This window comes from Flaviramulus multivorans (genome assembly GCF_021728415.1).
GTDB classification, from domain to species: Bacteria; Bacteroidota; Bacteroidia; order Flavobacteriales; family Flavobacteriaceae; genus Sabulilitoribacter; species Sabulilitoribacter multivorans.
In genome coordinates, this window is the sequence record NZ_JAKKDV010000002.1 from 542,619 (window position 1) to 555,269 (window position 12,651).

The following is a 12,651-nucleotide window of genomic DNA, read 5'->3' on the forward strand; positions in this document are numbered from 1 at the left end:
ATGCTTATCTTTTTATGATTTTTGTTTGAATAACTTCATTATTCATTACGGTACGCTCAAAAAAATTAAAAACTTTATCCAAATCTTCAAATGGAATTGTCGAAATCTCATGCATAGCTTCTTTTACAATATTGAAGTAATATGAAATTTCTAATTCTTCAAGTTTTTTAGCTATAATTTTAGAGCCATCTAACATTAAATACCCTGGTTTTTCTGGTTCACAAAAATGGTGAGGCGCTGTATCAAAGGGCACCAATTGGTCTTTCGTACCATGAAATAAAACCGTAGGTACCGCATTACTTTGTGTTATGTAATCTGCATTAACAATTGCACCAGCACAGGAAAAAACGCCTGCAAATTTTACATTATTGTATTTATTAAGGCTATCAGCAAAATGCTCTCGCATATAAACCGCATTTAAAGTACCTTCTGCTCCAGCGCTACTACCACCTGCAATAATTTTTGTGGTATCAATTTGTAATGCTTCAGCATTTTCAACAATAAAGGCAGCTGCATCTAAATAATCAATAGCGGCTTGTTTGAAAGTTTCTAGTTTGTCTTCTTTTGCACATTCGCACCCAAAACCAGTTGATATTCCCTTTCTTAATAATCGATAAGATATTGAAACGCCTATATATCCATTTTTTGCAGCATATTCACATAGTTTAGCATCATCAATAAAATCTCTTGCTCCTATTGAGAATCCACCTCCATGCATCCAAAGTAACACGGGAAACTTATCAGATTTTTTCATTTTCTTTGGCGCATAGACATCCAATTTTAAGGTATCACCCCCTTTAACAGAATACGTATATGTTGTTACAGCCTGTGCGTTTAAACACAACACTGATAACATACAAAATGATAAAAATATGTATTTCATCTAGTCTAGTTTTTCAATTAATATACCACTAATTACAGGTTTACCTTCAATAGCTTTTAAATTAATAGTTAAGCCTTCTTGCGAGCTTATACTTATTTTTGAAGATAGTATTACACCATATTTTTCTGGATATGCTCTTGCCAAATTGAATTGCTTTTCCATGGTCTTCGAATTTAAATAAACATCAAAAACACGTTGTTTTTTGGGAGCTGTTTCTGTTTCAGAATCAGATAAATTATATATATTTTCAGTAGGTTTTATTTGAGGCTCAACGAAAAATAAATTGACTTGATAGGTTCCTTCTGGGATATCAACTTTGTACATTGAACAACCTTCTAACATGGTTTGAAACAAAGGTTCCGATGTTGAATTTTTAATATTGTGAGGAATACCTTGGTTTTTATCTTTTGCCATTCCATAGGCAGTTCCATCAATATAACCAAACCAACCCTCTTTATAAGGTTGATCTGGTACGAAAGTAATTTGATGCTCTACATCATAAAAATGGAAATGTGAGCCTATATTTATACCAAACCGATTGAAATTTTTAAAATCTAAAGATTTAACCCTTTTGACTTCAAGAAATTTCGTCTTATGAGTTTCTTGGGTTCGTACTTCAATTTTATTATTCCCATTCTTTAAAGGTAATTGGACTTCAACAACTCCATTTTCTGCTTCATATTCATTAAGTTTTACGCCATTCAAATACACTGGAACCATATTTTGATTTGAAAATATTTGAACAGGGTACGCTTCATCACCAAACAGAATTAAATCATTCAAATAACCTGTTGCAATATGAACAAATGGCTGTTTTTTATCCAAAACCGATTTGTACCAATAGTAAATATCTTTAGGTGTTCTGTCGTATTGTACCAACCCTTTTTGGTTCACATGGGGTATGGCGTCTCCCCGAAACTCGGAACCAAAATCTGCAAAATTCCAAGCAGTCATTCCAGTCATGTAAGGTCTAGCGGTAATTTGCTGGTAATAAGATTGATGTAATTTAGCCTGATAACCTATTGAGAAATCAAACTTTTTAGGTGTCTTGGTAAAAATTCTAACGTCTGCTCCTGGTCCGTACTCTGAGAGTAATAATGAACGATTTGGATAACGCTGGTGTTGCTCATCTAAAAATATGCCTAAATCTGGAATGTCTTTGTCATACCAACCAAAATATAAGTTCCAGCCAAAAATCATTGGTAAATCTGCAATTCCAGTTTCATTATAAACCTCGTTTAAATGACCAGCCATAACAGTAATATGATTTGGTGCTAATTTTCGGGTTAAATCTTCTAACTGTGTTGCTAATTTTAAACTTGTGCTTTTTAGTTCTTCTTTTTGTGCTTCGGTAGATTTACCATCAAAAGCTAACCTTATAAAAATCTCATTCATGTAACCAAACATTACTACCGAAGGATAATTGTAATATTGCTTTATGTGCTCTTTTTGCATATTAATACTGGTTTTAAAAAAAGCATCGGAATTGGTAACTTTATTAATAATAGGTATTTCTGTCCAAACCACAATACCTAGTTTGTCGCATAAATCATATAGTTCACGTGCATGCGGATAATGAGCAAACCTGATAACATTCGCTCCCATATTTTTGATGAGTTCTATATCTTTTTTTTGAAGCTCGATAGGTACTGCATTACCATAACCTTTATAATCTTGATGACGGTTTACACCAATTAATTTTAAAGGTTTCCCATTTAAAAAGAAGCCTTTTACAGGATCAACGGCTGCCCAACGAAATCCGATATTTGTTGATTTGGAGTCTAAAACACTGCCTTTTTCATCATATAAAAACAACTTTAACTGATATAAATAAGGATCTTCAGGTGACCATAATTTTGGGTTATATATGTCAGATATTTTAATTTTAAATTCATTTGAAGCATCAGATGGCAGGGTAAAATTTTCCGAAAGAGTTTTTACACCCTTTCCTTCGGCATCTATTAGCGATAGCTTTAACTGTGTTTTAGCATCTGTTGAAGCTGCGTTTTTTAAAATTACACTTACGGTAATACTCGCTTTTTCTTCTGAAACATTATCGTAATTCACATAAAATCCTTCTGAGGCAAAATCAGATAGAGACACATGCTGTTTTGGCAAAGTAATCCACTCTACATCACGATATATGCCTCCGTAAAAAGTAAAATCAGCATCTAATGGTGGTATGTCTAAATTATGGGAATTATCAACTACTACTTCTATCAAGTTATATTTATCGAATTCAACAAAATCAGTTACATCAAAATTAAAGGCTGTATAACCACCTTTGTGATTTCCAACTTTTTGTCCGTTCACAAAAACAGTAGCTTCTTGATTTACCGCATTAAATTTTAAATAATGAACGTTTTCTTGTTCATCAGAGGAAATAAATACTTGCTTTTTGTAATAGCCTAATCCACGTCTGTAACCACGCTCGTCATCAAAAGCATCCAACTTATTCCAAGTATGTGGAATATTTATGGTTTCCCAAGAATTTTTGTCTTCTGAAAATTGCCAGCCAGAATTAATGGTTTTTGATTGTGAATACGCTTCAAATGAAAAAGCCATACACAATAGCACAAATAAATATTTTATCTTATGTATCATGTATGGCATATTTTGGCTATTAATCAATTAGTGTAAAATTATGCTTAAACTTAAAGTTGGAGCTTGATGCAATGGCTATTTCAAATTCACCAGGTTCAACATTATAGTCCATTTTGCTATTGTGAAATTTTAAATCTTCAGCTGAAATGGTAAATGTTACGGTTTTACTTTCGCCTTTTTCAAGGAATATTTTTTGAAATCCTTTTAATTCTTTTACAGGCCGTGTAACACTACCTACTTTATCATGAACGTAAAGTTGAACGATTTCATGGCCATCCATTTTACCTGTATTTGTAACGGTTACTGAAGCTGAAATTTCGTTTGAAAAGTTTAATGTATTTGAAGACAATTTTAAATCAGAATATTCAAATGACGTATAACTCAACCCGTGCCCAAAATCGAATAAAGGTGAATTTGGTGAGTCTATATAATTACTTTTATAGTCTTCATTTGGGTTATATTCAGGAATAGGGCGTCCTGTATTTTTCATGTTGTAATAAATAGGTACCTGCCCAACATTTCTCGGAAAAGTAACTGTCAATTTACCAGAAGGGTTAACTATTCCAAACAATAAATCTGTAATTGCAGCTCCACCCATTGTACCTGGAAACCAAACTTCTAAAATAGCATCAACCAAATCAACCTCATCAGATAAGTTTAACGGACGACCATTCATCAACACCAAAACAATTTTTTTATCAGGATTTGCTTCACGAATTTTTTTAATGAGTTTAGGTTGAACTCCTGGAATTTTTAGGTTGGTTCTTGAAGCTGCTTCACCACTCATATGATGACCTTCTCCCATAACCAGAACAATTTCATCTGCTTTTTTAGAAATTGAAATAGCTTCATCAAAACCAGAGTCGTCATCCTTTAAAATCTCACATCCTTTAGAATATAAAATTTGGTCAGATTTTAAATACTCAGAAACACCTTCGAAAACACTTATGGCTTTACCGTTACGGTCGCCTTTTGCTGCCCAATTCCCCAAAATATCATATTCGTCTTTAACTAACGGTCCTATAAATGCTATAGATTTTGAATCTTTTGAAAGTGGTAATGCTTCATTTTTATTTTGTAACAACACCGATGATGCCGATGCAATTTCTCTAGCTTTCGCTAAAAATTCTGGTTTATATTTAGTTGTAGCCTCTCGGTTTTCATCAATATAACGATACGGGTCGTCAAACAAACCTAGTTTGTATTTTGCTAATAAAATTCGTTTACAAGCCTCGTCAATAATAGCTTCATTTACCTTACCATCCTTAACTAATTGTTTTAAATGTTTTCTGTAAACGTGCCCCATCATATCTATATCAACACCTGCATTCATACCTATTCTAGCTGCATCAATGCTATCTTTAGCAAAACCATGAGGAATCATTTCGTTTATAGATGTATAATCTGAAACCACAAGTCCTTTAAAACCCCATTCGTCTCTTAAAATGTCTCTAAGGGTAAATTTGTTTCCTGATGTTGGTATGCCATTCAGCTCGTTAAAAGCCGACATAAATGTCTCAACTCCCGCATCAATAGTGGCTTTAAATGGTGGTAAATACACATTTCGTAATTCACCTTCGCTCATATTTACGGTATGGTAATCTCGACCTGCTTGTGCTGCACCATAGGCTACAAAATGTTTTGCACATGCTAAAATGGTATTGGGTTTTGATAAATCATCACCTTGGAATCCTTTAACATAAGCTTTAGCTATTTCACTTCCTAAATACACATCTTCTCCAGCGCCTTCTGAAATACGACCCCAACGCGGGTCTCTTGAAATATCAACCATAGGTGCAAACGTCCAATGCAACCCTTCAGCCGAAGCTTCTTCTGCGGCGATACGTGAACTTTCTTCAATCATTTTTAAATCCCAACTGGCAGACATTCCTAAATTAATTGGAAATATAGTTCTGTGACCATGAATAACATCATACCCAAATAATAGTGGAATACCTAAGCGTGTTTCTTCAACCGCTATTTTTTGCAAATCGCGAGTGCCTTTTACGGTAAAAGCGTTTAACATGGTTCCCATATTACCTTCGCGAATTAACTTCCCGTTATTAGACCCAACAATTGGTCCAGTTTGGTCCCAACTACCACCATACATCACCGTTTGCCCAATTTTTTCTTGAAGCGTCATTAAACTCATTAACGAATCAACTTTCGCTTCATAGTTTTGTGAAAACGAAAAACTTGAAACAAATGCGATGACTAAAAACCTAATATTGGAGGGAATTTTCATGGTTGAGATTAGTTAGTTAATTCAAATTCTGTCATCATTTTAGTATCTGAATTCGTACCTACAAATACTCGAAATGTTCCTGGTTCTGCAACAAAATCGAGGTTTGAATTATAAAATTTTAAGTCTTCGACAGTTAATTTAAAGGTTACTGTTTTTGTTTCTCCTTTTTTAATTTCAACTTTTTGAAACCCTTTTAATTCTTTTACTGGTCTGGTTACAGAACCTACAACATCTCTTAAGTATAATTGAACAACTTCCTTTCCGTCGTAATCTCCCGAATTGGTAACATCAACAGAAACTGTTAATTCATCATCCATATTGATGGTTGTTTTGTCTAAATTTAAGTTGGAATAATCAAAAGTTGTGTAACTTAAACCATAACCGAATGGGTACAATGGCTCATTTCGAACATCTAAATAATTACTTTTAAACTTTTCGAATTTACCTTCTGAATTCCCGAGTGGACGACCTGTGTTTTTATGGTTATAAAAAATAGGTACTTGTCCAACGTTCATCGGGAATGTTGCTGTTAATTTTCCTGAAGGATTTACATCACCAAACAATACATCAGAAATTGCTAAACCTGCTTCACTACCAGGAAACCATACATTTAATATGGCTGGTACGTTTTCGTTTTCCTCAACAATAGCTAGCGGTCTTCCAGTAAACAATACTAAAACAACTGGTTTTCCTGTTTTTAGAAGCGCATTAAGTAAATCCTTCTGCGCTTGTGGGATTTGTAGTTTGGTAACGCTACTGCTTTCACCACTTAATTCTGCAGGTTCTCCAATGGCAGCCACTATAACATCTGATTTCCGTGCGATTGCCAAAGCTTCATCCAACAATTGTTTATCTGTTCTATTGTCTCTTGGAATAGTTTTTCCAAACATAGTAATACGTTTTTCAAACTCTAAATCATAATCCACATTGCTTCCTTTGGCGTATAAAATATTTACATCATCACCTGCAACAGTTTTTAAACCTTCTAAAAGTGGGTTAGATTTTTCCTGTTTTGTTGCTACACTCCAAGTACCAGCCATATTAACCGCAGTATTTGCCAACGGGCCAACAAGCGCTATAGTTCCCGACTTTTTTAGTGGTAAAATATTATCATTCTTCAGTAGTACCATAGATTCTGCTCCCACTTTTCTAGCAAATGCTCTGTTTTCATCTGTAAAAACTTCTGCTTTTGGTCGTTCTAAATCGCAATATTTATAGGGGTCATCAAATAATCCTAACTGATATTTTGCGGTTAAAATGCGCTTTACAGCTTTATCAATATCATCCATTGATACTAATCCATCATCTAAAGATTTTTTTAAAGTATTTAAAAAACCTTCCGATACCATATCCATATCAGATCCTGCTTTAAGGGCTTGAGCTGAAACTTGCTGCATATTGCCAATACCATGGTACATCATTTCTTCAATACCTGTGTAATCAGTAACCACAAAACCGTTAAAGCCCCAATCTTCTCTCAACAAATCGGTAAGCAACCATTTGTTTCCAGTAGCTGGAACCCCATCAATTTCATTAAAAGATACCATCACAGTTCCAACTCCTGCATCAATTGCAGCTTTGTAAGGTGGCAAATATTCGTTGTACATTCTTATACGACTCATATCAACGGTGTTATAATCTCTACCTGCTTCTGGTGCACCATAAAGAGCAAAGTGTTTTACACAGGCAAGCACGGTATTATTTTTTGCTAAATCATCTTGTTGATAGCCTTTTACCATAGCTTCGGCTATTTTGCTTCCTAAGTATGTATCTTCACCCGAACCTTCAGAAATTCGTCCCCATCGTGGGTCTCTGGAAATATCAACCATTGGAGAAAACGTCCAGTTAATACCATCGGCAGTGGCTTCTTGTGCCGCCATTTGCGCCGTTTTTTCGATCATTTCCATATCCCAAGAAGCTGATAACCCTAATGGAATTGGAAACGTTGTTTCGTAACCATGAATAACATCCATTCCGAATATTAATGGAATACCTAATCGACTTTTTTCTACAGCTATTTTTTGAACATCTTTTATTTTTCCAACTGTCTTTATATTGAAAAGACCGCCTACTTTACCTTCTTCAATTTTTTTAGCAACGTTCGAACTTGATGAAGAACCTGTCGTTATATCACCAGAAGACGGTAAATTAAGCTGACCTAATTTCTCTTCAACAGTCATCAGACTTAAAATTGAATCAACTTTAGCTTCAAAAGGATTGTTAGCAGAAGTCTCTTTAGTACCTGAATTACAGCCAATAAAAATTAAGGCTATTATAAGAATCGAAATAAATTTAGTTTTAGTTAGTGTTTTCATTTTTTAATTTTTTGATTTTGAAAATAGCCAAGGTAAAAGTTTAGGTTCTGCAAAAGTAGAATCCCAACTATTATGATTATCGTCCGCATATAATGTGAAATTTGGTTTGCCACCAGCGTTTAAATAGGCACTTACTATTTGAACTGACAACTGAGGATCAACTACATCATCTTTTGCACCGTGAAATACCCAAAGCTCTGTTTTATTAGCGTATGCTTTAGCTCCCTCAGGATTTCCTCCACCACAAATAGCAAATGCAGCAGCAAACATATCCGGTTTACGGTATAGTATTTCAAAGGTTCCCATACCACCCATTGACAAGCCACCTACGTAAACTTTATCTCTGTTTACATAAGGTTTACTCATATAATCTTCCATCATTAACATAACTAACTTCAATGGTAAAGTTGGTGGTAAATCAAGTGGAAATTCTATTGTAATCGGTTTTGTAGTTCTATTCATAGATACATATGCCCAATAATCATTTTTAGGGCATTGTGGAAAAATAACTATTGCCGGAAATGCACCTCGATTCATATCATTTAGAAACAATTTACTTCCGTGTATTAATTGCTTGTTATTATCACTACCACGTTCTCCGGCACCATGAAGAAATAAAACTACTGGGTATTGTATGTTTTCTGAAAAGTTTTTAGGATATAAAATACGGTATTGCAAAGTATCTGTATTACTTATAAACTCTTTATGTTCGTACAAACTACTATTTTGTGCAAAAGAAAAACCGACACAAATAAGAAGGCAGAATGACAGTACAATGTAATTTTTATATTTTTTATAAAGAGCCATATATCCTGTTTTTAAATGTTAACATCTTTAAATGTAAATTCATGCTCTGGTTCTGTTTTAAAGGTCTTCAACCAAGGTGAATATGTTTTTACAGAAATTGTTTTATCGTTTTTATTCACTTTTATTAATCGCAAATATCCAGAATCGCCTCTTTCAACACCTTTTACATTTTTCTGATAATTAGCTAGCATTTGGTATACTTTCAATCCATAATCGTTTTGCGATACTAATTGACCTACACCCGAACCTAATATATGTCCTGAAAATACCATTCTAATGTTTTTGTTTTTTTTAATAAACTTTTCCCAAAGTTGACCTCCATCATTTACAGCATCCTCTCCAATCGCTTTACCAACACCATATTTTTGAGGCAAATACCAATCATCGCCATCCTGCAAGGTATTGTCGTTATACATATATGAATGTGTATTAACGATTATGCGATGCTCTGGGTATTTTTCAATTATGTTGTTTGCCCAATCAATCGTTTTATTTCTAGGGCCAAACTCTAAGGAGAATACCAACCAATTGGTTCCAGCAAGGTTATATTCCGCACAAGAATTATCTATTGTATTCTCAGGAAATGTTGCTATAGAGTTAGAGTTCTTTATATATTGGTTTATTGGAAAATAGGTGTTTGCCAAAACAGTGTTTCTAGTATCGGCAAATTTTCCAGGTTGGCTTCCCATATCATGATTACCTAAGGCTAAATTGTAAGGAACTTTTTGGTTTAAAAGTGAAAGCCCTGATTTTGCAACTTCCCATTCTTCTTCAGAATTATTTTGAGTAATATCGCCAACATGCAATACAAACGAAAATCTATCTTTTTGGTTTACAATCCATTCCATTTGGCTTTTATAAACTTCAGGAAATTCTTCAACTAAGGTTTGCGAATCTGGAAGCACTACAAACTCAAAACTATTTTGGCTATTAACCGTTGAGTTAACCATACAAAACAAGGTAGCTATTGCTTTAAAAATATGTATGTTGCTAAATAATACCATTAAATTTTTAATAATTGAAACCTAATTTATCCAAGCCATTTTTAACATCTTCATTTTGCATAAACAAATTCCAAAGTAAACCTGTTCTATGATTTTCTATCATTATAATTTGTGGACCTTGGTCTATAGCTAAATATGCGTTTGCAACCCAAAAATTATAATGAGGACTAAAAGCATCGTAAAACCCAGCAACCCCCAATACTTTTTCTTTTTTCTGATAGAGATAGTGCATAACTTTTAAAGACTCCGTAGGAGTATAAGGGATAGAACTTATTGCTGCTGTTGGTGAAATAACACCTAGATCATTTGTTGGACTATGAGCTGAATAGCCAATGGAACCATCACTATTTCTGGAATAGCTTGCTGTTAAACCCCATAAATTTTCACCATAATCATCATAGTTTTTAGGATTAACAATACAATACTGTCTGTTTATTTTTGTGTGGTTTACAGCTAAATTCCAATAATTACCATACTGATCTGTCAAGTTTTTCGGATTCAAGCCTAAAAAAGAATAATGACTAAAAAACAATGGCCCTCCAAAATTAGAGCCTCCAGCATGTTTAAGAACTAGCGGAAACCCATATTGCGACGCAGCAGATACGATAGCTCCTGAATTCGCCCAACCTTTTTCGTAAACCTCTTTAGTTATGGAATAATTGGGTGAAGCCACAGCTAAAACATAAGTAATCATAGTTTCATTGTAGCCTTGAAGTTTAAGATTAATATCGAACCCATAGTTTGGACTCCAATGCCAATACAATACTTCTTGATTTTGTGTATACCAATCCCATTCTACACCTTTCCACAGAGCATCGGCTTGATTAGCTAGTGCTTGTTCTTCAGTAGATCCATCTTTAAAATACTCTTTTACACAAATTAACCCTTGTACCAAAAATGCCGTTTCAACAAGATCACCGCCATCATCTTTTGTACTAAATGGAATAACATTTCCTGTTCCTCCATCAATCCAATGCGACCAAGCTCCATGAAATCGATTGGCTCCTTCCAAAAAATCTAAAATTTTGTCAAGTCTTTGAACCCCTTCTACCCTCGTTATATACCCTCTTTCAATACCCACTAATATAGCCATTAAGCCAAATCCCGTCCCGCCAGAAGTAACAACATTATCATTTAAAGTTGGGTTACTAGGGTGATATCTCTCTTTTGCCGCTCCGGAGTCTAAATTGGCAAAATCCCAAAAGTATTTGAATGTTTCTCTTTGGGTTAAATTCATCATTTCCTCATCCGACAAAGGTTCTATTACGGGTTCATCATCAGGCATATAAGGTTCTTGATACCCTGGACCACGATCTGATCCGCAGGAAAATAGAATGAAAGCAACGAGTATTAAATAATAGTATCTATACATTAATTTTTAGTTTTTTACTGTAAAACCTAGTTTTTCTAACCCTTTTAAAACATCTTTATTCTTCATAAATAAATCCCAAAGGAGACCTGTTCTATAATTTTCAATCATTACAGGAATTGGACCTTGATCTATTGCCAAGTATCTTGGTAAATACCAATTATCTTGTAAACTAAAGGCATCATATGGGCCATATTTTCCTATTAATGAATCGTGGTTTTTATATATGTTTTTTAGCATTTGCATACTTTCTTTTGGTGTATACGGAAAGGATGATAGTGCCGCTGTTGGCGAAATAACGCCCAAGTCTGCATTTGGTCTATGACCTGCGTAGCCTTTAATTGAATAACTTGAAGTTAACCCCCATAAACTATCTCCATATCCTTTGAATTTTTTTGGATTATCAACAGCGTATTTATAATGAATTTTAGCTTGATTTTGAACAAGTTTCCAATAATCCGCATATTTATCTGAAAGTCCTTTTGGGTTTAACCCAAGATAAGAATAATGCGCCCAAAAAAGTGGTCCTACTGGTGAATCATCATGTTCGTAATAATCTAAAACCAAATCTTCTCCATAGAATTTTTCGTTTGAAACAATTTTTCCATCTCCAGCCCAACCTTTATCATATACCGATGGCTCAATAGGATGTGTTGGCGATGCCGCGGCAAGTACATACATAATTAAGCATTCGTTGTAACCTCCCACAGGAAAATTCATTTCCCATTGATACTCTGGTGACCAATGCCAATACAACACATCTTCACCTTTGGTGTACCAATCCCATTCAACTTCTTTCCAAAGTTTATCAATCTTTGATGCGAGTAGTTGTTCTTTTTCGTTTCCGTCTCTAAAGTATTCAGCAACTGTTAAAAGTCCTTGTACTAAAAAAGCAGTTTCAACTAAATCACCACCATTATCTTTTTTGCTAAACGGAGTCACTTTTCCACTTTCACCATTAATCCAATGTGGCCATGCACCATGAAAACGGTCGGCTTTTTCTAAAAAATCTACTATTTTAAAATATCTATTTAACGCATCTTTTCTAGAAATAAAACCTCTTTCTACGCCTACCAAAATTGCCATCAAACCAAAACCACTACCACCTGTTGTTACAGTGTTTTTAGGTGACGTTGGATAAATATTATCCATGTGCAAGCGTTCTCTGGCTAAACCAGAGTTAGGTTCTGCCCCTTCCCAAAAATAATTTATGGTTTGCTTCTGTATAGTATCTAATAACTCATCATTTGTTGAAAACGTTTTTTCATTTTCAACATTAGCCATGTGTGCTTTCTTTTTATTGCAAGAAAATAATATGATTAAGATACTAAAAAGAGATGCTATTTTTAGTCCATAATGTGCCATGTAAGTGCGATTTAAGAAATTTAGCTGCATTGATGCAACGCAGCTAAATTCACATTAAA

General features: G+C 34.3%; 8 protein-coding genes. All 8 read right to left on the bottom strand.

Going from position 1 to position 12,651, the window contains the following annotated elements:
• Positions 1–4: 4 nt before the first annotated feature.
• Positions 5–883, bottom strand: coding sequence for an alpha/beta hydrolase (locus L3X39_RS07340; protein WP_237231123.1), 879 nt, complete (start codon positions 881–883; stop codon positions 5–7).
• Positions 884–3,487: a glycoside hydrolase family 2 TIM barrel-domain containing protein gene (locus tag L3X39_RS07345; RefSeq protein ID WP_237231124.1), complete on the bottom strand. Its 2,604-nt coding sequence runs from the start codon at positions 3,485–3,487 to the stop codon at positions 884–886.
• Between the two features lie 19 nt (positions 3,488–3,506).
• Entirely contained in the window at positions 3,507–5,732 is a 2,226-nt protein-coding gene (locus L3X39_RS07350; protein WP_237231125.1) for a glycoside hydrolase family 3 N-terminal domain-containing protein, read from the bottom strand.
• Between the two features lie 8 nt (positions 5,733–5,740).
• Positions 5,741–8,047: a beta-glucosidase BglX gene (gene bglX / locus L3X39_RS07355; RefSeq protein ID WP_237231126.1), complete on the bottom strand. Its 2,307-nt coding sequence runs from the start codon at positions 8,045–8,047 to the stop codon at positions 5,741–5,743.
• Positions 8,048–8,050: 3 nt separating this feature from the next.
• Positions 8,051–8,764, bottom strand: a complete 714-nt coding sequence (locus L3X39_RS07360) for a carboxylesterase family protein (protein ID WP_237231127.1) — start codon at positions 8,762–8,764, stop codon at positions 8,051–8,053.
• Positions 8,765–8,865: 101 nt separating this feature from the next.
• Positions 8,866–9,858, bottom strand: a complete 993-nt coding sequence (locus tag L3X39_RS07365) for a metallophosphoesterase (RefSeq protein ID WP_237231128.1) — start codon at positions 9,856–9,858, stop codon at positions 8,866–8,868.
• A gap of 7 nt (positions 9,859–9,865) precedes the next feature.
• Complete coding sequence (locus L3X39_RS07370) at positions 9,866–11,230, bottom strand: glucoamylase family protein (RefSeq protein ID WP_237231129.1); 1,365 nt, start codon at positions 11,228–11,230, stop codon at positions 9,866–9,868.
• A gap of 6 nt (positions 11,231–11,236) precedes the next feature.
• Entirely contained in the window at positions 11,237–12,592 is a 1,356-nt protein-coding gene (locus tag L3X39_RS07375; RefSeq protein ID WP_237231130.1) for a glucoamylase family protein, read from the bottom strand.
• Positions 12,593–12,651: the final 59 nt, after the last annotated feature.

What these genes read in the sequence shown, in the direction of transcription:
- L3X39_RS07340 (WP_237231123.1), bottom strand. Translation starts at nt 883, where the DNA reads ATGAAATACATATTTTTATCATTTTGTATGTTATCAGTGTTGTGTTTA.
- L3X39_RS07345 (WP_237231124.1), bottom strand. Translation starts at nt 3,487, where the DNA reads ATGATACATAAGATAAAATATTTATTTGTGCTATTGTGTATGGCTTTT.
- L3X39_RS07350 (WP_237231125.1), bottom strand. Translation starts at nt 5,732, where the DNA reads ATGAAAATTCCCTCCAATATTAGGTTTTTAGTCATCGCATTTGTTTCA.
- bglX (WP_237231126.1), bottom strand. Translation starts at nt 8,047, where the DNA reads ATGAAAACACTAACTAAAACTAAATTTATTTCGATTCTTATAATAGCC.
- L3X39_RS07365 (WP_237231128.1), bottom strand. Translation starts at nt 9,858, where the DNA reads ATGGTATTATTTAGCAACATACATATTTTTAAAGCAATAGCTACCTTG.
- L3X39_RS07370 (WP_237231129.1), bottom strand. Translation starts at nt 11,230, where the DNA reads ATGTATAGATACTATTATTTAATACTCGTTGCTTTCATTCTATTTTCC.
- L3X39_RS07375 (WP_237231130.1), bottom strand. Translation starts at nt 12,592, where the DNA reads ATGGCACATTATGGACTAAAAATAGCATCTCTTTTTAGTATCTTAATC.